The organism is Nocardioides sp. J9 (assembly GCF_007829375.1).
In the GTDB taxonomy this organism is placed as follows: domain Bacteria; phylum Actinomycetota; class Actinomycetes; order Propionibacteriales; family Nocardioidaceae; genus Nocardioides.
In genome coordinates this window covers 1-26,079 of sequence record NZ_VLJQ01000099.1, presented here as the reverse complement: position 1 = coordinate 26,079, position 26,079 = coordinate 1, and the positions used below count along the sequence as shown (strand labels likewise).

General features: G+C 72.9%; 28 protein-coding genes and 1 tRNA gene. 17 read left to right on the top strand and 12 right to left on the bottom strand.

Going from position 1 to position 26,079, the window contains the following annotated elements:
• Positions 1 to 39: 39 nt before the first annotated feature.
• The 3 genes from L615_RS16990 to L615_RS24385 form a co-directional block, all read right to left on the bottom strand.
• Entirely contained in the window at positions 40 to 786 is a 747-nt protein-coding gene (locus L615_RS16990; RefSeq protein ID WP_028654644.1) for a phosphoglyceromutase, read from the bottom strand.
• Positions 786 to 1,424: a hypothetical protein gene (locus tag L615_RS23460; RefSeq protein WP_186449906.1), complete on the bottom strand. Its 639-nt coding sequence runs from the start codon at positions 1,422 to 1,424 to the stop codon at positions 786 to 788. Before L615_RS23460 ends, L615_RS16990 begins: the two co-directional genes overlap by 1 nt.
• 154 nt (positions 1,425 to 1,578) lie before the next feature.
• The gene (locus tag L615_RS24385; RefSeq protein ID WP_261376746.1) at positions 1,579 to 2,718 is read right to left on the bottom strand and encodes a UbiA family prenyltransferase; all 1,140 of its coding nucleotides are present in this window, start codon (positions 2,716 to 2,718) and stop codon (positions 1,579 to 1,581) included.
• 288 nt (positions 2,719 to 3,006) lie between these two features.
• Between L615_RS24385 and L615_RS16970 the strand changes: the two genes are divergently transcribed.
• Both L615_RS16970 and L615_RS16965 read left to right on the top strand, forming a co-directional pair.
• Positions 3,007 to 3,492, top strand: a complete 486-nt coding sequence (locus L615_RS16970; RefSeq protein WP_028654642.1) for a CarD family transcriptional regulator — start codon at positions 3,007 to 3,009, stop codon at positions 3,490 to 3,492.
• 59 nt (positions 3,493 to 3,551) lie between these two features.
• Complete coding sequence (locus L615_RS16965) at positions 3,552 to 4,160, top strand: 2-C-methyl-D-erythritol 4-phosphate cytidylyltransferase (protein WP_145725832.1); 609 nt, start codon at positions 3,552 to 3,554, stop codon at positions 4,158 to 4,160.
• Positions 4,161 to 4,189: 29 nt separating this feature from the next.
• On the opposite strand, the gene L615_RS16960 is transcribed toward L615_RS16965, so the two are convergent.
• On the bottom strand, positions 4,190 to 4,900 hold the full coding sequence (locus tag L615_RS16960; protein ID WP_145725831.1) for a 2-C-methyl-D-erythritol 4-phosphate cytidylyltransferase: 711 nt from the start codon (positions 4,898 to 4,900) through the stop codon (positions 4,190 to 4,192).
• Between the two features lie 103 nt (positions 4,901 to 5,003).
• Between L615_RS16960 and nirD the strand changes: the two genes are divergently transcribed.
• On the top strand, positions 5,004 to 5,369 hold the full coding sequence (nirD, locus tag L615_RS16955; protein WP_028654639.1) for a nitrite reductase small subunit NirD: 366 nt from the start codon (positions 5,004 to 5,006) through the stop codon (positions 5,367 to 5,369).
• Positions 5,370 to 5,389: 20 nt separating this feature from the next.
• On the opposite strand, the gene L615_RS16950 is transcribed toward nirD, so the two are convergent.
• Positions 5,390 to 6,319, bottom strand: a complete 930-nt coding sequence (locus tag L615_RS16950; protein WP_186449905.1) for an alpha/beta fold hydrolase — start codon at positions 6,317 to 6,319, stop codon at positions 5,390 to 5,392.
• A gap of 221 nt (positions 6,320 to 6,540) precedes the next feature.
• Complete coding sequence (gene ispF / locus L615_RS16945) at positions 6,541 to 7,032, bottom strand: 2-C-methyl-D-erythritol 2,4-cyclodiphosphate synthase (RefSeq protein ID WP_232221679.1); 492 nt, start codon at positions 7,030 to 7,032, stop codon at positions 6,541 to 6,543.
• A 32-nt stretch (positions 7,033 to 7,064) separates the two neighbouring features.
• Here ispF and L615_RS16940 point away from each other — a divergent pair, with 32 nt between their 5' ends.
• The 5 genes from L615_RS16940 to L615_RS16920 are packed head-to-tail and all read left to right on the top strand — an operon-like array spanning position 7,065 to position 13,364.
• A complete protein-coding gene (locus tag L615_RS16940) occupies positions 7,065 to 8,609 on the top strand; it encodes a molybdopterin-dependent oxidoreductase (RefSeq protein ID WP_145725829.1) in 1,545 nt (514 codons plus the stop codon).
• Positions 8,610 to 8,655: 46 nt separating this feature from the next.
• On the top strand, positions 8,656 to 9,390 hold the full coding sequence (locus tag L615_RS16935; RefSeq protein ID WP_145725828.1) for an SDR family NAD(P)-dependent oxidoreductase: 735 nt from the start codon (positions 8,656 to 8,658) through the stop codon (positions 9,388 to 9,390).
• Between the two features lie 21 nt (positions 9,391 to 9,411).
• Positions 9,412 to 10,845, top strand: a complete 1,434-nt coding sequence (gene cysS, locus L615_RS16930; RefSeq protein ID WP_198020114.1) for a cysteine--tRNA ligase — start codon at positions 9,412 to 9,414, stop codon at positions 10,843 to 10,845.
• A gap of 1 nt (position 10,846) precedes the next feature.
• Entirely contained in the window at positions 10,847 to 11,818 is a 972-nt protein-coding gene (rlmB, locus tag L615_RS16925; RefSeq protein WP_145725827.1) for a 23S rRNA (guanosine(2251)-2'-O)-methyltransferase RlmB, read from the top strand.
• Positions 11,819 to 11,861: 43 nt separating this feature from the next.
• On the top strand, positions 11,862 to 13,364 hold the full coding sequence (locus L615_RS16920; protein WP_261376745.1) for a metallophosphoesterase: 1,503 nt from the start codon (positions 11,862 to 11,864) through the stop codon (positions 13,362 to 13,364).
• Between the two features lie 15 nt (positions 13,365 to 13,379).
• Here L615_RS16920 and L615_RS16915 read toward each other — a convergent pair whose 3' ends face one another.
• Positions 13,380 to 14,288: an FkbM family methyltransferase gene (locus L615_RS16915; RefSeq protein WP_145725826.1), complete on the bottom strand. Its 909-nt coding sequence runs from the start codon at positions 14,286 to 14,288 to the stop codon at positions 13,380 to 13,382.
• A gap of 127 nt (positions 14,289 to 14,415) precedes the next feature.
• Here L615_RS16915 and L615_RS16910 point away from each other — a divergent pair, with 127 nt between their 5' ends.
• The 3 genes from L615_RS16910 to L615_RS16900 all read left to right on the top strand — a co-directional run bounded on the left by L615_RS16910 (position 14,416) and on the right by L615_RS16900 (position 16,283).
• Positions 14,416 to 15,564 (top strand): acyl-CoA dehydrogenase family protein, encoded by a 1,149-nt coding sequence (locus L615_RS16910; protein WP_145725825.1) that lies wholly within the window; start codon positions 14,416 to 14,418, stop codon positions 15,562 to 15,564.
• Between the two features lie 70 nt (positions 15,565 to 15,634).
• Entirely contained in the window at positions 15,635 to 16,126 is a 492-nt protein-coding gene (locus tag L615_RS16905) for a hypothetical protein (RefSeq protein ID WP_028654630.1), read from the top strand.
• Between the two features lie 78 nt (positions 16,127 to 16,204).
• Positions 16,205 to 16,283, top strand: a tRNA-Gln gene (locus tag L615_RS16900).
• Here the strand turns inward: L615_RS16900 and L615_RS16895 are convergent.
• Positions 16,272 to 17,288, bottom strand: a complete 1,017-nt coding sequence (locus L615_RS16895) for a hypothetical protein (protein ID WP_145725824.1) — start codon at positions 17,286 to 17,288, stop codon at positions 16,272 to 16,274. The genes L615_RS16900 and L615_RS16895 overlap by 12 nt on opposite strands.
• Before the next feature lie 36 nt (positions 17,289 to 17,324).
• On the opposite strand from L615_RS16895, the gene L615_RS16890 reads away from it, so the two are divergent.
• The gene (locus L615_RS16890; protein ID WP_145725823.1) at positions 17,325 to 18,023 is read left to right on the top strand and encodes a type II CAAX endopeptidase family protein; all 699 of its coding nucleotides are present in this window, start codon (positions 17,325 to 17,327) and stop codon (positions 18,021 to 18,023) included.
• Between the two features lie 10 nt (positions 18,024 to 18,033).
• On the opposite strand, the gene L615_RS16885 is transcribed toward L615_RS16890, so the two are convergent.
• Together L615_RS16885 and L615_RS16880 are read right to left on the bottom strand one after the other, a co-directional pair.
• On the bottom strand, positions 18,034 to 18,945 hold the full coding sequence (locus L615_RS16885) for an NAD(P)H-binding protein (protein WP_145725822.1): 912 nt from the start codon (positions 18,943 to 18,945) through the stop codon (positions 18,034 to 18,036).
• 59 nt (positions 18,946 to 19,004) lie between these two features.
• Positions 19,005 to 19,184: a DUF5999 family protein gene (locus L615_RS16880; RefSeq protein WP_028654626.1), complete on the bottom strand. Its 180-nt coding sequence runs from the start codon at positions 19,182 to 19,184 to the stop codon at positions 19,005 to 19,007.
• A gap of 214 nt (positions 19,185 to 19,398) precedes the next feature.
• On the opposite strand from L615_RS16880, the gene glmU reads away from it, so the two are divergent.
• Complete coding sequence (glmU, locus tag L615_RS16875) at positions 19,399 to 20,880, top strand: bifunctional UDP-N-acetylglucosamine diphosphorylase/glucosamine-1-phosphate N-acetyltransferase GlmU (RefSeq protein ID WP_145725821.1); 1,482 nt, start codon at positions 19,399 to 19,401, stop codon at positions 20,878 to 20,880.
• Between the two features lie 31 nt (positions 20,881 to 20,911).
• On the top strand, positions 20,912 to 21,892 hold the full coding sequence (locus L615_RS16870) for a ribose-phosphate diphosphokinase (RefSeq protein WP_028654625.1): 981 nt from the start codon (positions 20,912 to 20,914) through the stop codon (positions 21,890 to 21,892).
• 92 nt (positions 21,893 to 21,984) lie between these two features.
• Here the strand turns inward: L615_RS16870 and L615_RS16865 are convergent, their stop codons facing one another.
• On the bottom strand, positions 21,985 to 23,157 hold the full coding sequence (locus L615_RS16865; protein WP_028654624.1) for an ATP-binding protein: 1,173 nt from the start codon (positions 23,155 to 23,157) through the stop codon (positions 21,985 to 21,987).
• 183 nt (positions 23,158 to 23,340) lie between these two features.
• On the bottom strand, positions 23,341 to 23,976 hold the full coding sequence (locus L615_RS16860; protein WP_145725820.1) for a maleylpyruvate isomerase family mycothiol-dependent enzyme: 636 nt from the start codon (positions 23,974 to 23,976) through the stop codon (positions 23,341 to 23,343).
• Positions 23,977 to 24,065: 89 nt separating this feature from the next.
• Between L615_RS16860 and L615_RS16855 the strand changes: the two genes are divergently transcribed.
• From L615_RS16855 to pth, 3 genes are all read left to right on the top strand, one after another.
• On the top strand, positions 24,066 to 24,497 hold the full coding sequence (locus tag L615_RS16855) for a MarR family winged helix-turn-helix transcriptional regulator (RefSeq protein WP_261376744.1): 432 nt from the start codon (positions 24,066 to 24,068) through the stop codon (positions 24,495 to 24,497).
• A gap of 222 nt (positions 24,498 to 24,719) precedes the next feature.
• A complete protein-coding gene (locus L615_RS16850) occupies positions 24,720 to 25,349 on the top strand; it encodes a 50S ribosomal protein L25/general stress protein Ctc (RefSeq protein WP_028654621.1) in 630 nt (209 codons plus the stop codon).
• 101 nt (positions 25,350 to 25,450) lie between these two features.
• Positions 25,451 to 26,044, top strand: a complete 594-nt coding sequence (pth, locus tag L615_RS16845) for an aminoacyl-tRNA hydrolase (protein ID WP_145725819.1) — start codon at positions 25,451 to 25,453, stop codon at positions 26,042 to 26,044.
• Positions 26,045 to 26,079 lie beyond the last annotated feature (35 nt).

Genomic DNA, 26,079 nt, shown 5'->3' with positions numbered 1-26,079 from the left:
AAACTCGTGACTGGTGGGACGCGTGTGACGTCCCGCCGGTCACCGGCCCTGGTTGGCGACCGCGGCTGCGGCGGCCGCGGCGGCCTCCGGGTCGAGGTAGCGGCCACCGGGGACGGTGGGGGCCAGCGTGTCCTCGTCGAGCTCGTAGACCAGCGGCATCCCGGTGGGGATGTTCAGGCCGGCGATGTCGGTGTCGCTGATCTGGTCGAGGTGCTTGACGATCGCGCGCAGGCTGTTGCCGTGGGCGGCGACGAGGACGGTGTGGCCGGCGCGCAGGTCCGGCACGATGCCTGCGTCCCAGTAGGGGAGCAGTCGGGCGATGACGTCCTTCAGGCACTCGGTGCGCGGCATCTCCTCGCCGAGGTCGGCGTAGCGCGGGTCACCGGCCTGGGAGTACTCGCTGTCGTCGTCGAGCGGCGGCGGCGGGGTGTCGAACGACCGGCGCCAGAGCATGAACTGCTCCTCGCCGTACTGCTCGAGCGTCTGCTTCTTGTCCTTGCCCTGCAGGGCGCCGTAGTGGCGCTCGTTGAGGCGCCAGGACCGGCGCACCGGGATCCAGTGGCGGTCGGCGGTGTCGAGCGCGATCGCGGCGGTGTTGATCGCCCGGCGCTGCAGCGAGGTGTGCACGACGTCCGGGAGGAGGCCGGCCTCCTTGAGCAGCTCGCCGCCGCGCGCTGCCTCGGCGCGGCCCTTCTCGGTCAGCGCGACGTCGACCCAGCCGGTGAACAGGTTCTTCGCGTTCCACTCGCTCTCGCCGTGGCGGAGCAGGACGAGGGTGTACGTCATCAGTGGCCGCCCTCCGGCGAGGGGGCGTCCTCGGCGCAGTTGAAGGTGGCGTCCTCGCCGTCACCGTGGCCCTCGTCGTGGCCCTCCTCGTCGGCGGCGGCCTCGGCGGCCTCACCGGCGGGGGACTCGTCCGCGGCCGGCTCCTCCTCGGAGGCGGTGCTCGGGGTCGGGGTCGGGACCTGCGTGTACTGGTAGCAGGCCTTCACCACGGGGGCGTCGACGCTGGCGGTCTCGCCGGTGCTGAAGGTGAGCTCGAGCGGGAGGACGTCGCCGGCGGTGAAGTCACCGGTCAGCTCGATCGCGTCGATGTTCGCCAGGTTGACCGTGCCGCGGCCGGGCACCTCGACCTTCTCGAAGGACGCGGCCTGGGCCTGGCCCTCGGGGGAGGCGACGCTGTCGAGGGTCGCGGCGTCCTCGAGGTTGTTGGCCAGCGAGCCGATGAGGCGGCCCTCGCCCTTCGCGGTCGCGAGCACCCGGATGCCGAGCGCGTCGACGGACTGGTCGCGGTCGTTGTCGCCGGCGCCGATGGTGTTCACCCGGTCGGTGGGGTAGTCGAAGCCGCAGGACGTGAGCGTCGCGGCCGCGGGCACGAGGGCCAGCAGCAGTCCGGCGATCGCAGTCGGGCGCAGGTGGGGCATGTCGGCAGGCCTCCGCTGGTCTGTCGTGGTCGGCCGCCGGGCGGCCGGTGGAACCGGGTGGGCGCGCCCGCGGACGCACCGCGGGAGCGGCCACACTCTAGCGTTCCCGGGTGGCGGACCTCCGCCCAGCCTCCGGTTCTGGGCTGCGCCCGGGCTACTGGCTGAGCCCGACCTTGGCGCCCATCACCACGATCAGGATCACGACGACGACCGTGTAGACCGTCGAGAGCGCCAGCAGTCGCGTCGCGCCGAGCTTCAGCCCGAGCTTGAGCGGGAGGTAGGTCCAGCCGTCCTCGTGGTCGGCGACCAGGCCCCACACGGCCCGCATGAAGTGCACGCCGATGCCCAGCAGGGCGGCGAGCGCGACGATGACCGGCTCGGGCGGGCTGCCCTCGGCCTGGCCGCCCCAGCCGCCGTACGACAGGTAGGCGGGCAGCAGTGCGAAGGACACCGCCCACGACCACCACGAGAAGAAGCCGGTGCGCAGGATGACGTTGCCCAGCAGGCCGACGGCGACTGATGCGAGGTAGAGGCAGCCGGCCTTGATGCCGGTGGTGATCGCCAGCGGCACCAGCAGCAGCGCGGCGACGAACAGGCTGTACCAGAGGGTGTCGGTCGAGAGCCGGCCCATGGCGACCGGCTTGCCGGTCAGGCCGTGCGCCTGGTCGCGCTGCCGGTCGACGATGTCGTTGTGCCAGCCGAGGATCGTCTGGCCGACGAGCACGGTGAGCAGCACGACGGCGGTCTCGCGCGCCGGGCGGCCGGCGACGGCAGCGGCCAGGCCCATGACCAGTGCGGTCGTGATGGCCTGCTTGGCGTGGGCGGCCTGGAGGAGCTGGACGGCGAGCAGGTTGCCGAGGCCGCCCTCGCTGGCGCTCGGCAGCGGCGGCAACGCGTCCGGCTCCCCGGTCCCGGCCTCCTCGTCCAGCACGTCCTCGTCGGACAGCTCGGCGTCGAGCTCGGCCGCGAGCTCGGGGTCGTCCTCGTCGGTGGCCGGGGGGAGGTCCCCGGCCGGCTCGACGGGCTCGGCCGCCTCGGCGAGGTCCTCCTCGGCAGCGTCCTCGACCGGCTCGTCGTCGACGAGGACGTCGGCGCTCGCACCGGCCTCCCCGGTCTGCGCGGTCTCCCCGGTCTGCGCGGTTTCCCCGGTCTGCGCGGTCTCCGCAGTCCGCGCGAGGTCGCCGGGGTCGCCGAGGTCGTCGAGCTGCTCGTCCGGGGTCTCCTCGACCTGCTCCTCCGAGCCGGTTCCCGCCCCGGCGGGGCGACTGCGCCGCCAGCGCTGCATCCGTGCCATGGCGGCCAGTATTGACCACGCGCCCTGTCCGACGGTGCGGGCCCGCCGATCGGGCGTGCCCGGCGCCCGGATCCCACACGGGTACGGCGGCCGGGGGAGCCGGGGGCAGGCTCCGGTCCCCTCCGGGTGACGTGGCCCACAGGTCCGACCGCGCGCGGGAAACACACCTGACCCCTGTTGTCAAGCCACCGTCACCACCCCGATTGCGCCGCTGACCTGCGCAAACGCTTTCTGGTGAGCCGTCGAGACGTGGTAGGATAGGTGACCCTAGGAAGGGGTTTTGCTCATATGACTTTCACCGTCGGCGAAACGGTCGTCTACCCCAATCACGGGGCCGCGGTCATCGAGAACATCGAGATGCGGACGATCAAGGGCCAGGAACGGCAGTACCTCGTGCTTCGGATTGTCGCCCAGCAGGACCTCGTGGTCCGTGTGCCGGCCGACAACCTCGATCTCGTGGGTGTTCGGGATGTCGTGGACAAGGACGGGCTGGACAGGGTCTTCGGGGTGCTCCGTGCGGAGCACGTCGAGGAGCCGACCAACTGGTCGAGGCGCTACAAGGCGAACCTCGAGAAGCTCCACAGTGGCGACGTCATGAAGGTGGCCGAGGTCGTGCGCGACCTGTGGCGCCGCGAGCGCGACCGCGGGCTGTCGGCCGGCGAGAAGCGGATGCTCGCCAAGGCTCGCCAGATCCTGGTCTCCGAGCTCGCCCTGTGCGAGAACACCAACGAGGACAAGGCCGAGACCATCCTCGACGAGGTGCTGGCGAGCTGAGGCTCCGCTCCACCTCCTGACAGCGTCACAGCTGCGACGGCGTCATACGGTGGGTTCCGATGAACCCGCACCCGTATGACGCCGTCGACATTTCCGCCCCGGTCTCCGGGATCGTGGTCGAGGAGGGCCGTGGTGCCCTGCCCTTCCACCTGATCCACGGCGAGTCCCTCGTCGCGGCCGCCGCCTGGGCGGCCGGCGAGGCCGGGGTCGACCTGGTCGACCTCACCGTCGCGCTGTCGGTCGTCGCCGAGCGCGGCGAGGCGCTCGTGCTGCACGACCCGCTCTGCCCGGCCACCCCGCCGGACTTCATCGCCTCCTGCGCCGACCGTGCTGCCGTCGACGACGTCGTGGCCGTCGGGGTCCGCCCGGTGACCGACACCGTCAAGGAGGTCACCGGTGCCGCCGGGGCCGCGACGGTCGGGGCCACCGTCGACCGGGACGGCCTGGTCGCGGTCTGCTCCCCGGTGGTCCTGCCGCCCTCGGTCGTCGGCGACCTCTTCGGCGACGGCGGCGGCCTGCCGTCCACGGACTTCGTCGAGCTCGTCGCCGCGCTGCGCGAGCGGTACGGCGACGACCGGGTCGCCCTCGTGGACGCGCCTGCCGAGGCGCGCCGGGTGGGGGGGCCCGACGATATCGCCGTGCTCGAGGCGCTGACCGACCCCCGCTGACCCCGGCGCCCGCAGGCGGGTGGTCGAGGCTAGCCGAGCAGCCGCTCGGCGACCCGCAGGTCCTCGGCCCAGGTGACCTTGACGTTGCGCGCGCTCGACGGCACGGCGTGGATCGACAGGTCGCCACCCGCTGCGAACTCCGCGAACGCGGCCGCGGTGTCGGTGCCGTCGAAGCCGGCCTCCGCGGCTGCGGCGTACGCGACCAGCAGCGGTGCCGCCCGGAACGCTTGCGGGGTCTGCACCCCGGCCAGCCGGGTGCCGGGACCACCCGGCGCGGGCACCTCGCTCGCGGAGCGGGGGAGCAGGCCGGGCAGGTCGAAGGCGGGCACCGCGCCGCCGTGCTCGCGGGCCGCGGCGATGGTCTCCTCGAAGAGGTCGACGCCGGCCAGTGGGCGTGCACCGTCGTGGATCGCGACCACGTCGACGCTGCCGTCGGCGACGCGGGGCGCGAGCAGGTCGAGCGCCGCCTGCTCGGAGGCCTGCCGGGTCGCGCCGCCGTCGATCAGCAGCACCTCGCGCTCGCCGACCAGCGGCTGCAGCGCGGCGCCGACCTGCCCGCGCTCGCCCGGGCGGCACACGACCACGACGGGGTCGACGCCGGGCACCTCGAGCGCGGTGCGCACCGACCACCCGAGCAGCGGCACCCCGTGCAGGGGGAGGAGGACCTTGTTGACCTGGGCGCCGACCCGGGTCCCGCTGCCTGCAGCGAGCACGACGACGGCGGCGGTGGGACTCGGCACGGGGCGAGCCTAGCGAGCGCCGCCCCCGGGACGAGAGCAAGCGTTTTCATGCTCGTTACACGGCGAAACGCCGCTGAGAACGAACGGACCCTACGTTCGCTGCATGACGGGTCACCCAGCGGCGGAGGAGTGGCAGCCGGTGTGCCGCATGGCCGAGCTCGAGGTCGACCGGGGCGTGACGGCGCTCGTGCACGGCCAGGCGATCGCGATCTTCCGCACCGCTGACGACGCGGTCTACGCCCTGGGCAACCACGACCCCTTCGCCCGGCACTCCCACGGCGGCATCTCCCGCGGGATCGTCGGTCGGCGCGGCGACACCCCGTTCGTCGCCTCGGTCGCGCACCGGCACGCCTTCGACCTGCGCACCGGGCAGTGCCTCGACGACCACCACGTCGCCGTGCCGGCGTACGACGTCAAGGTGGTCGAGGGTGTCGTGCTCGTCGGTGGCCGGAAGGTCACCGCCGCCTGATCCCGTCCGGCGGCTGCCGGTCAGGCCTCGGCCCGGTGCCGGCCAGTCCGGGGATCCTGCTCGGTCCCGGCATCGGCCAGCGCCCGGTCGACGAGCGCGACCAGCTCGTCGGTGACCAGCTCGCGCCGCTCGAAGGGCAGGTAGTGCCCGGCGTCGGGCGCGACCAGCAGGCGCGCCCCGCGGATGCCCTCGGCGATCTTCGCGGCGTGCTCCGGCGGGGTGAGCAGGTCGCGACTTCCGACGAGCACGGTGGTCGGCACGTCGTCGAACGCCGACAGGTTGCCCACGCGGTCGTGGGCCATCATGTCGCGGAAGAAGCCGGACATCGTCTCGGGCCAGGCGTGGATCAGCTGGTCCACCACCAGCCCGACGTCGCGCGGACGGGCCGGGCGACCGAAGAGGAAGCGCTTGGCGATCTGGCGCTCGATGACCGGGAACCGCTCGCGCCGGCTGCGGCTGAGTATCCGCGAGCGGTTGGCCAGCAGGAACGGCAGCACCGGGCCGGTCGCGGCCGGCAGGCCGAGGGTGACCTTGCTCAGGTCGCCGCAGCTGGTGCTGACGAACAGGGCGCCGGCGATGCGGGGCACCAGGTCCGGGCGTTCCTCGGGGATCGCGGTGAGCGTCATCCCGCCCACGGAGTGGCCGGCGAGCACCAGCGGCCCGTCCGTGGCCCAGGTGTCGACGACCAGGCCCAGGTCGCGAGCCAGGTGCGGGATCGTGCACGCCGGCTCGGGAGCCCGGTCGGAGCGCCCGTGGCCGCGGTGGTCCCACGTGATCAGCCGGATGTCGGGTCCGTAGCGGTCCAGCAGGTCGGTGACCTGGTAGTGCCAGTCGGACTCCTCCGCGGTCCAGCAGTGCGAGAGCAGCACGTTCACCGGCGCGTCGTCGCGGCCGCGCACGGTGACGTGGATGCGCAGCCCGTCCTCGGTGATCACCTCACGCTGGGGCACGAAGGGTCCTCCTCGGCGTCGTGGCCGACCCCTCGCCGGAGGGGCCGGGTCCGTTCCGCCGCCCACCCTGCCACGCCCGGAGCCGTCCGCGACAGCGTGTCGCACCTTGGGCGGGTCGCGGGGAGCGGGAGGGGATGARTTCGCCGGTCGACCGGCGAAACTGTCGCTGGACCGACGAAGTTTCGTCGGTCAGGAAACAGATTTGTCGGTCAGGTCCCGTCTCAGGACGACAGCAGCGCGGTGGCGATGGCAGCGACGCCCTCGCCGCGGCCGGTCAGGCCGAGCCCGTCGGTGGTGGTGGCCGACAGTGACACCGGGGCGCCGACGACGCCCGACAGCGCGGCCTCCGCCTCGGCCCGGCGCGGGCCCACCTTGGGCCGGTTGCCGATCACCTGCACGGCGACGTTGACGACCCGGAAGCCCGCGGCCTCGACCCGGCGCCGGGTCTCGCCCAGCAGTGCGGCCCCGCTGGCGCCGGCCCACTCCGGCTCCGCCGTACCGAAGTTGCTGCCGAGGTCGCCCAGCCCGGCTGCCGAGAGCAGGGCGTCACAGGCCGCGTGGGCGGCGACGTCGGCGTCGGAGTGGCCCTCCAGCACGACGTCCTCGTCGGGCCACTGCAGGCCGCCGAGGGCGAGGGGCGGGGCGTCCGCGGCGCGGGGGACGAGGCGGTGGACGTCGGAGCCGATGCCGACGCGCAACCCGGTGGTGTTCACGGCCCGATCATGCCTGAGGAACAATCGAGGTCGTGAGGACCTCCCGCGCCTGGTGGGCGCTGTCCGGCCTGGTGGCCGGCCTGCTGGGGCTGGCGACGAGCTACGCCGCCGCGGCACTGCTGCACGTGCGGGAGGCGCCGGTCGTCGCGGTCGCCGAGGGGATCACGGCGCTCACGCCGGGATCGGTCGTGAAGTGGGCGATCAACACCTTCGACCGCGACGACAAGAAGATCCTGGTCCTCGGCATCCTGTTCTTCCTCGCCGTCGCCTTCGCGCTCCTCGGCCGCCTCGCCCGGCGCCGCTGGTGGCTGGCGGTGACCGGGTACGTCGCCCTCGCGGTCGTGGCGGTGGTGGCGGTCGCGACCAAGCCGACCCCCTCCCCGATCGACTTCGTGCCGATCGTCGTCGGGCTGCTGGTGTGGGTGGTGACGCTCGCGGTGCTGGCGGAGTGGTTGCGCGGCTGGGAGGTCGTCGAGGACGAGGGCGACGAGGACCCGGGCACCGAGCCTGCGCACACCCGTCGCCACTTCTTCGTCGCGATCGGCGGTGCTGCGGCGCTCGCCGCTGCGGCGGGCCTCGTCGGCCGGATCGCCGGCAACGCCCGTCGCCGTGCCGAGGAGAGCCGGCGGCTGCTGCGCATCGAGGGCGTCACCGCGCCCGCCGTGCCGGCCGGTGTGGGAGTCGGCGTCGACGGCGTCGTGCCGTGGCAGACGCCGAACGAGGACTTCTACCTGATCGACACGGCCTTCATCAAGCCGACCATCGCGCCCGCCGACTGGCAGCTGCGCATCCACGGGATGGTCGAGCGCGAGATCACGCTGACCTACCGCGACCTGCTCGACCGCGAGCTCACCCAGGACTGGATCACCCTCAACTGCGTGTCGAACCCGGTCGGCGGCAACCTGGTCGGCAACGCGTGGTGGAGCGGCGTGCGCCTCGCCGCCCTGCTCGCCGAGGCCGGGCCGGCGCAGGGCGCCGACGCGGTGCTGCAGACCTCCGAGGACGGCTGGACCTGCGGCACCCCGCTGGCCGCGCTGATGGACGAGCGCAACGCGATGCTCGCGGTCGCGATGAACGGCGAGCCGCTGCCGATCGAGCACGGCTTCCCGGTGCGCACGATCGTCCCCGGCCTCTACGGCTACGTCTCCGCGACCAAGTGGGTCGTCGACCTCGAGGTCACGACGTTCGACGACATCACCGCCTACTGGACCGACAAGGGCTGGGCCGAGCAGGGGCCGGTCAAGATCGCCTCCCGCATCGACGTGCCGCGCAACAACGCCGAGGTCCCCGCCGGCGAAGTCGTCTGTGCCGGCAGCGCCTGGCTGCAGCACACCGGCATCTCCCGGGTCCAGGTCCAGGTCGACGGCGGCGGCTGGGAGGACGCCGAGCTGGCCAGCACCCCGAACGTCGACACCTGGGTGCAGTGGCGAGCGAGCGTGCGCCTCGAGGAGGGCGACCACCAGATCCGCGTCCGCGCCGTCGACAACGACGGCAGCACCCAGACCGGGGTCGTCGCCGACGTGCTGCCCGACGGCGCCACCGGCTGGCACACCGTCAGCGTCTCGGCGAAGGCCTGACCCGGACGTCCCGTACGACGCGTCGGGCAGACCCTAGGCTGCGCCCGTGCAGGACTTCGCTGGCCGCGACGGCGGCGCCCTGGTCGTGGGCGGTTCGGGCGGTCTCGGCCGTGCGATCGCCGAGCTGCTCGAGGAGCGCGGGGCCCGGGTCGCGGTGACGCACCGGTCCCGGCCGGTCGACGTCGGCGTGGCGTCGTACGGCCTCGACCTGGCGCAGCCCGAGGAGGTGCCGCGCGTGGTCGGGCACGCCGCCGCCGAGCTGGGCGGCCTCCACACCGTCGTGCACGCCGCCGGGCCGCACGTGCCGATGGTCCACCTCTCCCGCGTGCCGCCGGCCGACATGSCTGCCCAGCTGGCCGTCGACACCGCCGGCTTCTTCGCCGTCGCCCATGCAGCCCTGCCGTTCCTGCGCGAGTCCCGCGGCAGCCTCACGGCCGTGACGACCGCTGCCACCACCCGCTTCCCCGTCCGCGACGGTCTCTCGTCGGCGCCCAAGGCCGCGGTCGAGGCGATCGTGCGCGGCCTCGCCGCCGAGGAGGGGCGGTTCGGCGTGCGGGTCAACGCGGTCGGCCCGGGCATGCTGACCGACGGGATGGCCGAGCGGCTGATCAGCAGCGGCGAGCTGGACGAGCGGGCCCTCGAGGTCACCCGCGGCAACATCCCGCTGCGCACCTTCGGCACCGCCGCCGACATCGCCGAGGCGGTCTGCTTCCTCGCCTCCCCGCGTGCGGGCTTCATCACCGGCCAGAAGCTCGACGTCGACGGCGGCTACGGCTGCTGACAGCGCGCCCGCGCCGCGGGGATGAGTGGCCGGGCGTCCCGGATCCCTAGACTTGCCCGCGTGACCATCAGGCTCTACGACACCGCGACCCGCGAAGTCCGTGACTTCGTGCCCCTCCAGGAGGGCAAAGCGGGTCTCTACGTCTGTGGTCTGACGGTGCAGAGCGAGCCCCACGTCGGGCACGTGCGCTCGGCGGTGAACTTCGACGTGCTCCAGCGGTGGCTGCGCCACCGCGGCTACGAGGTCACCTTCATCCGCAACATCACCGACATCGACGACAAGATCCTCACCAAGTCGGCCGAGCAGGGCCGCCCCTGGTACAACCTCGCCTACGCGATGAAGATCGAGCTCGACAAGGCCTACGCCGCGCTCAACGTCGCCCCGCCGACGTACGAGCCGGCCGCCACCGGGCACATCCCCGAGATGATCGTGCTGATCGAGCGGCTCGTCGAGCGCGGCCACGCCTACCCGGCGGCCGACGGCTCCGGCGACGTCTACTTCGACGTCCGTTCCTGGCCGCAGTACGGCGAGCTGACCCACCAGGGTGTCGACGACATGGAGCCCGCCGCCGACGCCGACCCGCGCGGCAAGCGGGACCCGCGCGACTTCGCGCTCTGGAAGGGCCGCAAGGACTCCGAGCCGGAGACCGCGTCGTGGCCGAGCCCCTGGGGCCCGGGCCGCCCCGGCTGGCACATCGAGTGCTCCGCGATGGCGGGCAAGTACCTCGGCGAGGCCTTCGACATCCACGGCGGCGGCGTCGACCTGCGCTTCCCGCACCACGAGAACGAGCAGGCCCAGTCGCGTGCGGCCGGCGGCGCGTTCGCGTCGTACTGGATGCACAACGCGTGGATCACCACCGCCGGCGAGAAGATGAGCAAGTCGCTCGGCAACACCTTGAGCATCCCGTCGATCCTCGAGCGCTACCGCGGTGCTGAGCTGCGCTTCTACGTGGTCGCGGCGCACTACCGCTCGCACGTGGAGTTCTCCTTCGACGCCCTCGACGAGGCCGCCGCGGGCTACCGCCGGATCGAGGCCTTCCTCGAGCGCGCCGGCACCGCCGAGCCCGGTGACCTGCCCGAGGCCTTCGCCGCCGCGATGGACGACGACCTCGGTACGCCGGCGGCTGTCGCCGTCCTCTACGACACCGTGCGCGAGGGCAACCGCCAGCTCGCGGCGGGTGAGGACGCCTCGGTCGCGGCGGGCGCGGTGGCGGCGATGCTCGACGTGCTCGGCGTGCACCCGGCCGACCCCGCCTGGGCGGGCTCCGGCAGCTCGGACACCGAGGAGCGGCTGAGCCGCGCGGTCGACGCCCTCGTCGCCGGCCTGCTCGAGGAGCGCGCGCAGGCGCGCGCCGACAAGGACTGGGCCCGGGCAGACGCGATCCGCGACCGGATCAAGGCGGCCGGCATCGAGGTCACCGACACCCCCGACGGACCGACCTGGACGGTGAGCTGACATGGCAGGCAATTCCTCGCGCAGGGGCGCGGTGCGCAAGCAGAGCAAGAAGCCGACCGCCGGCTCCGGCGGCCGCGTGAAGCGTGGCCTCGAGGGCAAGGGCCCGACCCCCAAGGCGACCGAGCGCGAGTACCACAAGGCCCACAAGATCGCCCAGGCCAAGAAGGCTGCGGCTGCGAAGAAGGGCGGGCGTGGCGGCCCGCGCCGCAAGGGCAGTGACGCCGAGTGGATCGCCGGGCGCAACTCCGTCGTCGAGGCGCTGCGCGAGAAGGTGCCCGTCACCTCCGTCTACGTCGCCGAGGGCGCCGAGCGCGACAACCGGTTGCGGGAGGTCTTCCGCCTCGCCGCTGAGCAGGGCGTCGGCCTGCTCGAGGTCAGCCGCGGCGAGCTGGACCGGCTCACCGACGGTGCCGCGCACCAGGGTCTCGCCGCGCGCATCCCGGCCTACGAGTACGCGCACCCCGACGACCTGCTGGACCTCGCCGAGGAGGCCGGCCAGGCCCCGCTGGTCGTCATGCTCGACTCGATCACCGACCCGCGCAACCTGGGCGCGATCGTCCGCAGCGCCGCCGGCTTCGGCGCGCACGGCGTGGTCATCCCCGAGCGGCGCGCGGCCTCGATGACCGCAGCGGCGTGGAAGACCTCCGCCGGCGCCGCGGCGCGCTGCCCGGTCGCCCAGGCCACCAACCTCACCCGGCAGATCCAGGCCTACCAGGAGGCGGGCTGCTTCGTGGTCGGCCTGGCCGCCGACGGCGACCTGACCCTGCCGGAGCTGGCCGCCGACGACGACCTCGCCAAGGGGCCGCTCGTGATCGTGGTCGGCTCCGAGGGCGACGGCCTGTCCCGCCTGGTGTCGGAGAACTGCGACCGCCTGCTGTCGATCCCGATGGCCGGCGTGCTCGAGTCGCTCAACGCTGGTGTGGCCGCCTCGGTCGCGCTGTACGCCGTCGCCGAGGCCCGTGCGCGCAGGTAGCGACCGGCTCCCTGGCCGGGGTGCGTCGTGGCCGCGAGCCGCCGTGCTGCACCGGCTCGCGCTGCTGGCCGGCGTGCTCGGCTGGGCTGCGCTCACCGCGAGCGTCGCGGCGGTGATCTTCGTCGAGAGCGAGCGGACCGTCGACCTCGCCAGCCACGAGGCGACGATCAGCCCCGACTTCTCGGGCGACCTCGTGCTGCGCATGGGACCGGTGCTGCCGGACCTGCGCATCCCGACCGGGTCCCGGTTCGGGCTGGAGATCGAGCTCGGCAACACCGACACCACCTCGGTTCCGGAGCTGACCGCCCGCTACGCGGCGATCGCCTCCCAGCCCGAGGGACAGATCGCGGTCGTCGAACGCTCAGTGCGGACCATGGCCCTGGCCGCGCTCGTGCAGGCGAGCGCACTCGCCACCGTGCCGTTCGCGCTGTGGTGGCTCGTCGGCCGTGAGCGGCGCCACGCACTGCTCGCCCGGTTGCCGTCGCGACGCGGCGTCGTCGCGGCCGGTGGCTGCCTGGTGCTCGTCACTGCGGCCGTCGCCCCGCTCGGCTGGGGGCGGCACCAGCCGGAGCCCGAGCGGTGGATCACGCTGGCGCAGTTCCTGGGGCCGGACATCCCGCTCCCGGAGCAGGTGCGCGACGTCGAGGTCACCGGCGCGGTCACCGCGGCCGAGACCCGGCGGCTCATCGGCAGCGCGGTCAACAGCTACCGCCAGGGCGAGGCGTTCTATTCGAAGGCCACCAAGGACGCGGCCGAGCTGCCGCTGCGCGAGCCGCGGGAGGACGAGACCGTCGCCGTCCTCGTCTCGGACCGCCACCTCAACGTCGGCATGGACGCGGTCGCGCGTGCCGTCGCCGACCGCGCCGGCGCCACCGCCGTCCTCGACGCCGGCGACGACACCTCGACGGGGGAGCGGTGGGAGGCCTTCTCGCTCGACTCCGTCTCGGCGGCGTTCTCCGGCTTCGACAGGTGGGCGGTGGCCGGCAACCACGACAACGGCGACTTCGTGCGCGCCCACATGAGCGACCACGGGTGGGAGTACTTCGACGGCGAGGTCGTCGACGGTCCCGGCGGCTCCCGGATCATGGGGGTCGACGACCCCCGCTCCAGCGGCCTGGGCAACTGGCGCGACGAGAAGGGCCTGTCGTCGGCCGAGGTCGCCGAGCGGCTCACCGAGGCCGTGTGCGAGGCCGACGAGGACGGCGACCGGGTCAACACCCTGCTGCTGCACGACGCCGACTTCGGCGACGGTGCCCTCGCCCGCGGCTGCGTCGACCTCGTCGTCGGTGGCCACGTGCACGTCGAGGACGGCCCGAACGCCGTCACCGCCGAGGACGGGCGGGTCGGCTACACCTACACCGTCGGCACGACCGGCGGCGCGGCGTACGCGATCGCCATCGGCACCAAGCTGCGCCGCGACGCCAACATCGCGCTGATCACCTACCGCGACGGCCGGCCGGTGGGCGTGCAGTCGGTGGTGCTCCGCACCAACGGCCGGTACGACGTCAACGACTGGGTCGCGCTGGAGTACACCCCCGCACCGTGAGGTCGGGGGAGCAGGTCAGTCGGCGACGATCTCCTCGAGGACCCGGCCCCCGACCGGGTCGTCGACGTGGGCGACCGCGACGTCCCAGAAGCCGTAGCCGCGCTCCTGGACGGTCAGGTCGAGGACCGCGCTGCGCTCGGCCAGCTCCTCGGTCGCCGCGCTGAAGAGCAGGTTGCCGAGGTTGTCCCACACGACGGCCGAGGTGTAGCCGGCGTCGACCAGCTGGGCCCAGAGCTTCTGCGGCTCGTACTCCGGCGTGACCATCCGGGTCGGGCGCGGGTCGAACTCGAAGAAGATGACCGGTCGCGAGCCCACGAACGTCTCGAGGTAGGCGTTGACGAGCATGACGTCGTAGCCGTCGGTGTCGGACTTGATGAGTCGCACGTCGCGCAGCTGCGGGTGCTGCTCGAGCAGCACGGTCGTGGTCAGCGCGGGGAAGGACTCGGCCTCGGCGGTGCCGGCCGTCTCGTCCTCGTCGCGGACCACGATGCTGCTGCCGACGTCGGCCGAGCGCACGCCGAGCGGCACCGAGGTGTCGGTGCCGGGCGCCACGAGCACGGCCGGCACGATCTCCACGCCGGGGCGCTGGGCGAGGTTGGCCTCCAGGTAGGGCAGCCAGCGCGGGTTGGCCTCCAGGCAGACCGCGCAGCCGTCCACCTTGGCGAGCACGAGCATCGTCGAGTCGCCCACGTTGGCGCCGACGTCGAGGAGGTTCACCGACCCCTCGTGCGCGCCGAGCAGCTCGGCGAGGCGCACCAGGTTGTCGGCGTACTTCGTGCCCTTGCGGGCGAAGTAGGGCAGCCCGTGGCGACGCGGCAGCGTCATCCGGACGCCGCGGATGCGGCGCTCGACGGGCGTGTCCGGCAGCCGCGAGGCAGCCATCAGGCGCAGGCGGCCGAGCACGTGGCGGGGGTATGAGAGCACGACGGAACTCCTCGTCCAGTCCCCCCTGACGCCCCCCAGCGACAGCCGGAGCCTAGTGGCAGCGGCTCGTGGTTGGTGAGCCTTTCCCGGATTTTCCGGAAGCGGCGCCGACGCTTAGGTTCGGGTCATGGCCACGACTGTCGACCGCCTGCTGCCCACGGAGGAGGCCGAGGAGCTGCTCGCCCTCGCCCGCGAGATCGCGACGAAGGAGCTCGCGCCGCAGGTGGCGGAGGCCGAGGAGGCGGCGGTCTTCCCGGAAGCGGCCTACCGCCTGCTGGGGCGGTCGGGCCTGCTGAGCCTGCCCTTCGACGAGGAGTACGGCGGCGGCGGACAGCCCTACGAGGTGTACCTCCAGGTCGTCGAGGAGATCGCCACGGCGTGGCCCAGCGTCGGGGTCGGCACGAGCGTGCACGCGCTCACGGCGACCGTCGTCGCAGCGAACGCCTCCGCGGAGGTCCGCGACGCGTGGCTGCCGCGGATGCTGTCCGGTGACTGGCTCGGCGCCTACTGCCTCTCCGAGCCGCAGGCCGGCTCCGACGTGAGCGGCATCCGGACCGCCGCGGTGCGCGACGGCGACGACTACGTCGTCAAGGGCACCAAGCAGTGGATCTCCAACGGCTCCTGCGCGGACTACTACATCCTCTTCGCCCGCACGGGCGAGGACCGGACGCGCGGCCTGTCGGCCTTCGTCGTCCCCGACGGCACCGAGGGCATGAGCTTCGGCGCTCCCGAGAAGAAGATGGGCCTGCACTGCGACGTCACCACGCAGGTGCTCTTCGACGGCGCCCGGATCCCGGCCGCCCAGCTGGTCGGCGAGGAGGGCGCCGGCATGCGGGTCGCCCTGTCGGCGCTCGACGCCGGCCGGCTCGGCATCGCCGCCGTCGCGACCGGCATCGCGCAGGGTGCGCTGGCCTACGCGGTCGAGTACGCCAAGGAGCGCGAGCAGTTCGGCAAGAAGATCGGCGAGTTCCAGGGCCTGCAGTTCCTGCTCGCGGACATGGCCGCCGAGGTCGAGCGGGCCCGGGCGTCGTACCTCCACGCCGCGCGGCTCAAGGACGCCGGCCGCCCGTTCTCCCGGCAGGCCTCGATCGCCAAGCTCACCGCCACCGACGCGGCGATGCGGGTCACCACCGACGCGGTGCAGGTGCTCGGCGGCAACGGCTACACCCGCGAGTACCCCGTCGAGCGGATGATGCGCGACGCCAAGGTCACCCAGATCTTCGAGGGCACCAACCAGATCCAGCGGATGGTCATCGGCCGCGACCTGCTGCGCTGACCTGCTGGGCTGACCGGCTGGGCTGACCGGCCGCTGGTTGCGCCGGGCGCGAGCGTGCAAGGCTGCGCGCATGGGAAAGAGCCTCGTCGCCCGCCTCGTCGGCATCGGTGTCGCGATCGCCGTCGCGCTCGGCGTCTACTACTTCTCCTCCAGGGGCGAGGAGAAGGCCGAGCAGGCCAAGGCGCCCGACGTCGGTGAGTGCGTCTACTTCGAGAAGGACGGCACCAACGACGAGGCCGTCGAGGTCGGCTGCGGCGACGCGAAGGCGAGCCACAAGGTCGTCGGCGACGCCGGCAGCTGCGGGGCGAACGAGACCGGCTACCAGGTCTCCCGCGCCGGCTCCGACGCCTTCGTCGACCTGTGCCTGGTGATCAACGCCGCCAAGGGCGACTGCTTCGACCTCGCCACCGAGGGCAAGGTCGACTGCGCCGCCACGAAGGGCCAGCCGCAGGTCCAGAAGGTCGCCTCCGTCGGCAAGGCCGGCGGCGCCTGCGCGACCCCGGGCCAGCCCTTCGAGTACGCAGAGCAGGACACCCTGATCTGCTTCGTGCCGAACGGCTGAGCCCCGCGCCGCGAGCCCGACCGCACCGCCGACCACTTCGCCCGGCCCGGCGCCGGCACCCTAGGCTGGGCCCTGCAATCCCCGGTTGGTCTGTCGGCAGGGCCCGCCTGACTTTGAATCAGGACAAGCGACGTAGGTTCGACTCCTACCCGGGGAGCTCGTCGAGGATCGCCGCGACCTCGGGGGAGGCGTAGAACGGCGCGAGCCGCTCGCGCAGCAGCCGCTCCAGGTCGCCGGCCTCGTGTGCCGTGGTGACCACGACCGAGGCCAGCTCGGTGACGTGGGCGACCAGCGTGTCCTGGTCGAGGCCGAGGTCGGCCGCCAGGGCGGTGGCGGGGTGGTCGCCGTAGATCCCGTAGAAGGCGTCGACGAGCGCGTCGGCCAGCGCGTGCGCGGGGTCGCTGGTGGCCGCCGCGATCGCCACGTCCTGCAGCAGGTCCGCAGCGCGGTGGACGTCCTCGCGCGAGGCGACCTCGCTCAGGTGCGGCACCGGCTTGTCGGCGTACAGGTCGTAGAGCTCGACGACGGCCGCACGGGCGGCCGGGTCCTTGAGGGTCTCGACCAGCACCTTGTTGAGCCGCTTGGTAGCGAACGCACCACCGGCGCCCAGCACGCCCTCCAGCTGCTTGTCGGCCGCGCCGGCGACGACCCCCGCCGCACCCACGCCGAGCGCGAACAGGGCGCCCACGCCGGGGATCTTCTCCGCGACGGCGCGGTTGGACTGGAGCACCTCGCCGACCAGCCGGCCGACGAAGCGCGAGGCCAGGGTCGAGGCGAGCGGGCTGGCCGTGGCGTCGTCGAGCAGCCGGGCGACCAGGTCGGTGCGCGACAGCGCCGCCGGCGCGATGCGCTCGACGTCCTCGCGGGACACCAGCTCGCCCAGCGTGTACGACGCCTCCGGGCCCTCGTGCAGCACGTCGGCCACCATCGCGACCAGCGTGCTCGCGCCGGTGCTCGCCGGGACCGTGGCCAGCGCCTCGTGCACCAGCTCCTTCGCCCGGTCGGCGTCGACGAGCTCGGCGAGGGTGGTGCGCGACTCGACGTCGAGCAGCGCCCGCACGTCCCGCTCGACGGTGGCGGCCAGCTCGTCGCCGGTGAGCCGGGTGACCAGCCACGCGACGTGGGCGTCGAGGAGGCGCTCGGAGCGGGGAGCGGTCGTCATGGGGCGAGGGTAGTGGCGACCCCGTAGGTTCGGGGCATGGTGCCGCGCTGGGTCCGCAGGTCGTTGTGGGACGTCGTCCCACGCGACCACCGCGACTCGCCCGAGGCGCTGCGGCAGCGGCAGGGCGTCACGGTCGGTGTCGTGCTCGTCGGCGCCGCCATGCTCGGACTCTCGCTGCGCATCGAGCCGGGCAACCCGTGGTTCTACCCGGCCACCTTCGCGATGGCGGTCATCTGGACGGCGGGCGCCTTCCTCTCCGGGCCGCTCCACCTGGGCCGGATCGTTTCGCCGCGCGACGGCGACACCCTGGTGCGGCCGGTGCTCTCGCCGATCGTCCTCGGGCTCGCCCTCGCCGCGGTGTTCGTCGTCGGCGGGCTCGTGGTGCGGGAGGTCCCGTGGCTCCACGACCAGGTCCGGTCGGTGACCGACTTCGCCGACCAGGGCGCGCTGCCGCTGCTCGTGCTGGTCACGGTCGTCAACGGGGTCGCCGAGGAGCTGTTCTTCCGTGGGGCGGCCTACGCCGCCGTACCTCGCCACCCGGTGGCGTGGACGTCGGTGGCCTACGTGCTGGCCACCCTCGCGACCGGCAACGTGATGCTCGCCTTCGCGGCGATCGTGCTCGGCGTCGTGGTCGGGCTGGAGCGTCGGGCGTCCGGCGGCATCCTCGCGCCGATCCTGACCCACTGCACCTGGTCGTTCGCGATGCTCGTGGTGCTGCCGTTGCTCTTCGGCTGACGGCTCGCCCTCAGACCTCCAGGCCCTCCTGCAGCCGCTCGGCCAGCGCCCGCTGCACCGCCTCGCGGTAGCTCAGCGGCTCACCCGGCACCAGCTCGCGGATCCGGCCGTCGGTGACTACCACCTCGGTGCTCATCGAGTCGATCAGGTTGCGCCCGGTCGTCACGTCGACGTCGGTGACCAGGGCGAGCCAGAACGACGACAGCCTCGGGGTCAGCACCGGTGCGCGCACCAGCGGCACCGGCTTGCCGCCCTGCACCTCGGCGGCGATCTCGAGCATGTCGACGTAGGTCATCGCCTCGGGTCCGCCGATCTCGAAGACCTCGCCGAACGCCCGTTCGTCGCCGATGACGCCGACGATGTAGCGGATCACGTCGTCGACAGCGATGGGCTGCGTGCGGGTGCTCGTCCACCTCGGCACCACCATCGCCGGCAGGTTCTTCACCAGCTGGCGGGTGAGCTCCCACGAGATGCCGCCGTGGCCCACGACGATCGCTGCGCGCAGCACCGTGACCGGCACGCCGGCCTCGCCGAGCAGCGACTCCACCTCGCGCCGCGAGCGCAGGTGCGCCGACAGCTCGTCGCCGTCGTCGCCCAGGCCGCCGAGGTACACGATCTGGCGCACCCCGGCCTCGGCCGCGGCCGCCCCGAAGGCGCGCGCCGCGGCGGCGTCGCGCTCCTCGAAGTCCTCGCGGTCGAGGGAGTGCACGAGGTAGACCGCCACGTCGACGCCGGCGAGCGGCTCGACCAGGGAGGCGGGGTCGGAGACGTCACCGCCGTACGGCGTGCCGGCGCCGTCGTACCTCTCGGGTCGCCGGGTGAGGGCGCGCACGTCGGCGCCCTGGTCAACGAGGGCGTCCACGAGCCGGCGACCGATGAATCCGGTCGCCCCGGTCACGAGGACGGTGGAGCCTTCCGCCATTCCCCGAGCCTACGGGGCGGTCGCGAGGGGTCAGCCGGTCGGCGGACGACGAGCCGGCGTCAGGCCGTGCGGCGCAGCTCCATCGGCTGGCCCTCGGGCGTGAGGTACGCGCCGTCGTCGAAGAGGATGACGCCGTTGCAGAGCCGGCACCAGCCCTGCTCGCTGTGGTCGGCGGTCACGTGGGCGCTGCAGCAGTCGGTGGCCGCGGCGTCCGGGCACTGCGGGGAGTGGTCGCACATCGTCGTGCTCCCTTCATTGGTCGGTGTCGTTGTCCCTGTGTGTCGTAGGTCTCCTGTGATACGCCTCATCGGCGCCGGATGCACGGGCTTTCGTCGAACTGTGGAAAAGGATGCGACCGGATCCGGTCGCGGGCGGTCCGCTCAGGTGGGCCGCTCGGGTGGGCCGCTCGGGTGGGCGCGCGGGGCCTCCGTCCCGCGGGATTACTGTGTCCGCGTGAGTGAGCAGCTGACCGTCATCGTCCTCGCCGCCGGCGGGGGCACCCGGATGAAGTCCAAGACCCCGAAGGTGCTCCACCGCATCGGCGGGCGCAGCATGATCGGCCACGTGCTCGCCGCGGTCGGCTCGCTCGAGCCGACCCGCGTGGTGACCGTCGTGGGCCACCAGCGCGAGCTGGTCGCCCCGCACGTCGGCGAGCTGCGCCCCGACGCCGTGCTCGCCGTCCAGGAGGAGCAGCTCGGCACCGGGCACGCCGTCCGGGTGGCGCTGGAGGCGCTCGACGCCCCGCCGAGCGAAGGCACCGTCCTCATCGCGTACGGCGACACGCCGCTCCTCGCCGGGGACACGCTGCGCGCCTTCGCGGAGTCCCACCGCAGCGCGGGCGCCGCGGTCAGCATCCTGTCCGGCATCGTCGCCGACCCGCACGGCTACGGCCGGGTCGTGCGCGACGACGCGGGTGCCGTGCAGGCCATCGTCGAGGAGAAGGACGCCACCGCCGAGCAGCGGGCGATCACCGAGATCAACTCCGGCATCCTCGCCTTCGACGCGGCCTTCCTCGCCGACGCCATCGGCCGGATCGGCAACGACAACGCCAAGGGCGAGTACTACCTGACCGACGCGATCGCGCTCGCCCGTCGAGACGACCTGCTCGTCGCCGCCCACGCCGTCGAGGACGCGCTGCAGACCGAGGGGGCCAACGACCGCGCGCAGCTGGCCGAGCTCGGCCGCGAGCTCAACCGCCGCATCGTCACCCGCTGGATGCGCGAGGGCGTCACGGTCATGGACCCCGCGACCACCTGGATCGACGCCGACGTCGTCCTCGCCCAGGACGTCACGATCCTGCCCGGCACCCAGCTGCTCGGCGCGACCGTCGTCGGCGAGGACGCGGTGATCGGGCCGGACACCACCCTCGAGGACTGCGAGGTCGGTGCGGGCGCCCGCGTCGTGCGCGCCCACGCCCAGCTGGCCGTCGTCGGCGACGGTGCGACCGTCGGCCCGTTCGCCTACCTGCGCCCCGGCACCGCCCTCGGCGCGAAGGGCAAGATCGGCACCTTCGTCGAGACGAAGAACGCCGCCATCGGCGAGGGCGCGAAGGTCCCGCACCTGTCGTACGTCGGCGACGCCGAGATCGGCGAGGGCACCAACATCGGGGCGGGCACGATCTTCGCCAACTACGACGGCGTCGACAAGCACCGCACGAAGGTCGGCCGCCACGCCAAGACCGGCTCCAACAACACCTTCGTCGCACCCATCGAGATCGGCGACGGCGCGTCCACCGGCGGCGGCACCGTGGTCCGCCGCGACGTCCCGCCGGGGGCCCTCGCGGTGAGCACCTCGCCGCAGCGCAACATCGAGCGCTGGGTGCTGCTGCGTCGTACCGGCACGGCCCAGGCGGACGCCGCCGCCGCGGCGCTGGGTGAACCGTCCGAAAACGGCCGTGGAGTTGGGGACGACCTCCCGGAGAAGGCAGAATCCTGAGTATCAACTCCGGCGACCAGGGGAGTCACGCGTGAGCGGCTTGAAGCGGACGACCGAGAAGAACCTGATGGTCTTCTCGGGACGGGCACACCACGAGCTGGCGGAGGAGGTGGCCGAGATCCTCGGGCAGCAGCTCGTGCCCACCGACGCCCGCGAGTTCGCCAACGGTGAGATCTACGTCCGCTACGCCGAGTCGGTGCGTGGCTGCGACGCGTTCGTCATCCAGAGCCACACCACTCCGATCAACGAGTGGATCATGGAGCACCTGATCATGGTCGACGCGCTCAAGCGTGCCTCGGCCAAGCGGATCACGGTCGTCATGCCGTTCTGGGGCTACAGCCGCCAGGACAAGAAGCACCGCGGTCGCGAGCCGATCTCCGCGCGCCTCATCGCCGACCTGTTCAAGACCGCCGGCGCCGACCGGATCATCACCGTCGACCTGCACGCCGACCAGCTCCAGGGCTTCTTCGACGGCCCCGTCGACCACCTGATGGCGCTGCCGGTGCTCACCGACTACATCAAGGCGAAGTACGGCCACCAGGAGCTCGCCGTCGTCTCGCCCGACGCCGGCCGGATCAAGGTCGCCGAACGCTGGGCCGCCCGGCTCGACGGCGCGCCGCTGGCCTTCATCCACAAGACCCGCCGCATCGACGTCGCCAACGAGGTCGTCGCCAACCGCGTCGTCGGCGAGGTCGCCGGCAAGATCTGCGTGCTGACCGACGACATGATCGACACCGGCGGCACGATCGTGAAGGCCGCCGAGGCCCTGATGACCGCCGGTGCCGCCGGCGTCGTCATCGCCGCCACCCACGCGATCCTGTCGGAGCCTGCCGTCGACCGGCTCAAGAACAGCACCGCGACCGAGATCGTCGTCACCAACACGCTCCCCGTCCCGGACGAGAAGCAGTTCGACAAGCTGACCACCCTCTCGATCGCCCCGATGGTGGCCCGTGCCATCCGCGAGGTGTTCGAGGACGGCTCGGTCACGTCGATGTTCGACGGGCACGCGTAAGGGGTCACCAGAAGGGTTGTCGTTTGGGACCAAACGGCGACAATTCGGCCCCGCGGGCTGCAGTTCCTGCCCAATCGACGCGGCNCCAGCCGTCACGCCTGGTCGAGCGAGCGTACGAACGCCCCGAACCCGGGCAGGGTGAAGCGCACCAGGCCGTGACCGACCGGCTCGATCACGCCCTTCTCGATGAGCCGTTCCCGCGGCACGCTGATTGCCCGTGAGTCGACGCCCATCCCGGCGGCGATCGCGGCGCGGGTGACGTTGCCGTCGCCGGCCGCGGCCATCGCGGCGAGGAAGCGCTGCTCGAGCCGGGTCGCAGCACCCCAGCGGGCGCGGTGCATCGCGGCGAGCTGGTCGCGCGCGACCGGGAGTCCGCGCCGGACGTCGTTGAGGGTGAGCCGGTCGCCGCGGTCGGGCTCCGCGGCGTCCCAGGTGGTGCTGCCGAGCAGCTGGATGAGGTACGGGTAGCCGTGCGACTCGGCCACGATCGCGGCGAGCGCGGCGTCGGTCCAGCCCACGCCCTCGACCTCGGCCGGCTGCACCAGCGCCGCCCGGGCGTCGTCCTCGGAGAGGACGTCGAGGGAGATGAACGTGCTCCGCTCACCGAAGGTGGCGGCCCGGGTCAGGGCCTCGGGCGTCACGGGCAGGCCGGCGGACACCGCCGCGAGCGGGTTGTCGGCGCGCTCGCCGTCGAGGTTCTGCAGCGTGTTGAGCAGCACCGACATGTCGTCGGCCGACGCGGTGTGCAGCTCGTCGAGCAGGAGCAGCAGGCCGGCCCCGCCGTGCTGGCGGACCGCGGTGGCAGCGTCGTGCAGCAGCGACTCGAGGATCCCGATCACCGCCTGCGGGGGAGCGGTCGCCTCCTTGCGCGCGAGCTCGGCCTGCACCTTCGCGCCGGGCAGGCCGACCTCGACGGTGAGCCGCTCCAGCTGACCACGCCAGCGGTTGCCGGCCGCGCCGGACGGTACGGCGTCCGCGCGCTCCAGCGCCCGGCCGATGCTGTGCGCGACCTCCGGTAGCACCGGCCGCTGCCGAGAGCACGCGACCCACGCGGTGACGAACCCGGACTCGGTCGCGCGGCGCTGGCCCGCGCGCAGCAGGGAGGTCTTGCCGATGCCGCGCGGCGCGTGGAACACCAGCAGCGGACCACCCAGCTCGCCGTACGTCGCGACGCGCGCCAGCAGCCCCTCGATCCGCCGCATCTCGACCGCGCGCCCGGCGAGGATCCGGGGCACCTGGCCGGGGGTGTAGGGGTTGCTGGGCATGCCGCCTCCGCGTGATACGTCTTTATACTTCGGCCGAGTATAAATCGGTATCCCGACACAACCCCGGCGTCCGGGACGAACCTGACCGTCAAGCTCACGCTTGACCGACGAAGCTTCGTCGGTCAAGCGTGAGTTTCGCCGGTCGACCGGCGAATTTCTCCCCCGCCGCCGCGCCGACCAGCGTCAGGACAGCGCCGGCACGAGTGCCACGCCCTCGCCGGAGACCAGGGCGGGGTCGGGGCGGCGGCCGGAGGCGATCATCAGCAGCTCCTGCATCGGGCCGGTGATGGTCGGGCCGGAGCCACGGGCCCAGTCGACGTCGGTGGCGACGAGGCGCACGCTGCGCAGCAGGCGGCGGGTGCCCATGAGGAAGGCGAGGCGGCGCACCCGGTCGGCGGCGACCGCCGCCGCCTCCGGTGGCATCTCGCGGGTCCGGCCGAGCGGGCGGACGACGTCCTGGTGGTGGATCAGCGCGTCGATGAGTGGCTCGACGCTGGTGGTCGTCGGCACGTGGTTCGTGCTGGTGGCGAACCGGTCGAAGTCGGCGAGGATGCTCTCCCTCGTCTCTCGGGCGCCGAGTCGCTTCACCTCGCGGAAGATCATCGTGTTGTAGCCACGCCCCAGGTTGCGCGCCACCAGCCCGCCCATCTGGGGCCAGCCGATCTGCGGCGTCGAGATCACGTGCGCGGCCACGTCGTGCACGCTCCACCCCGGGCACAGCGACTCGTGCGCCCACTCCTCGGGGGAGAGGTCGGCGAGGGTGGTGGCCAGAGCCGTGCGCTCGGCGTGGACCCAGGCCCACAGGGTGCTCTTGTCCATCGCCGCCCTCGTGATCTCGACTGGTCAGTTTCCCTGACTGATATGGTCAGTCGCGCTGACCAGTTCGTCAAGGTCTCGAGGAGGAAGAGTTGTCCGGTCCGCATCCCGGCCTGCTGATGTTCATCGGCGCGCGGTACGTCGAGCAGCGGATCAACGACGCGGTCGTGGCCGCTGGCTTCGAGGACCTGACGCCCGCGATGGCGCGGGCCGCCGCCCGACTCCGCGAGGACGGCATCCGGGTCACCGACATCGCCGAGCAGGCGCGGATCACCAAGCAGAGCGCCAGTGCGCTCGTCGACCAGCTCGAGCGGTGCGGGTACGTCGAGCGGGTGCCTGACCCCGCGGACGCCCGGGCGCGCCTCGTCGTGCTCGCCCCCCGCGGCCGCGCCGCGCGGGCGGTTGCCCGGCGCGAGGAGCGGGCCGTGGAGCGGGAGTGGCGCCGCCACCTCGGCGCCGAGCGGATGGCCGCACTGCAGGACGCGCTGGTCGCGCTCCGCGAGGTCACGGACCCGTACCTCTAGCGGTCCGGTCGGGGCCCTGACGTGGATTTCGCGGCGGCGGCCGTCCCTCGGTAGTCTCTTCCGGTTGCCTCGGCGAGGGAGCACCCGCTTCTGTGACTCCGTGATCGACTGGGCCGGTTCGTCTTCTGACGCCGCGCGCCCTGCCGGTCATCGGGCCAGGGAAGCGTGGCGTTCCTCTTTCCCGGGCAACGCCACCCGACAAGGACGAGCCAGGAGTTCCCCATGAGCACCGAGAAGATCAAGGCCGAGCTGCGCACCGAGTTCGGCAAGGGCGCCGCCCGCCGCATCCGCCGCGAGGACAAGATCCCCGCCGTCGTCTACGGCCACGGCAACGACCCGATCCACCTGACCCTCCCGGGCCACGAGACCATGATGGCGATCCGCCACGGCGGCGCGAACGCCCTGCTCGAGCTCGACATCGACGGCGACGTCCAGCTCGCCCTGACCAAGCAGGTCCAGGTCGACCCGGTCCGCCGCCTCCTCGAGCACGTCGACTTCGTCGCCGTGAAGCGTGGCGAGAAGGTCACCGTCGACGTCCCCGTCCACCTGGTAGGCGACGCCGCCCCGGGCACCCTCGTCGTCACCGAGAACGCGACCCTCCAGGTCGAGGCCGAGGCGACCCACATCCCCGAGCAGTTCGAGATCAGCATCGAGGGCGCCGAGGCCGGCACCCAGATCCACGCCAGCGACGTCGAGCTGCCCAACGGCACCACGCTCCTGACCGACGCCGAGACCCTCGTCGTCAACGTCACCGAGGCCCCCGTGGCCGAGGAGCCCGCCGACGAGGCCGCTGAGGGCGACACCGAGGCCGCCGAGGAGGCTGCGCCCGCCGAGGGCGGCGACAGCGAGTGACCTTCGCACGGCTCAGGTGGTTCCTGGGCCGGTTGATCTCCCCGGCGCGGTCCTCCGCGCCGGGGAGCTCTGCTTCCACCCCTGACCCGAGGAGCGATGACGTGACCGGCACCGACGTGTGGCTCGTCGTCGGCCTCGGCAACCCCGGGCCGTCGTACGCCGGGCACCGGCACAACATCGGCTACATGGTGGTCGACGAGCTCGCCCGCCGGATGGGCAGCGGCTTCCGCGCTCACAAGTCCGGCCGTGCCGACGTCGTCGAGGGCCGGCTCGGCGCCCCCGGCGCCGACGCGCCGCGAGTCGTGCTCGCGAAGGCCCGCTCCTACATGAACGAGTCCGGCGGCCCGGTCAAGGCGCTCGCCACGTTCTACAAGGTCCCCGCCGAGCGCATCGTCGCCATCCACGACGAGCTCGACATCGACTTCGGGACCCTCCGTGTCAAGAAGGGCGGCGGCGACAACGGCCACAACGGCCTCAAGTCCATGCGGTCCTCCCTCGGCACCGGCGACTTCTTCCGGGTCCGCGCCGGCATCGGCCGCCCGCCCGGCCGCCAGGACGTCGCCGACTTCGTGCTGTCGAACTACTCGACCACGCAGCGCAAGGAGCTCCCCTTCCAGGTCGACTCCGCCGCCGACGCCGTCGAGTGCCTGATCGCCGAGGGCCTCGAGAAGACCCAGCAGCGGTACAACTCCTGATGGCGCGAGCGTGTCGCCTGTCGAGGGCTGCGCGC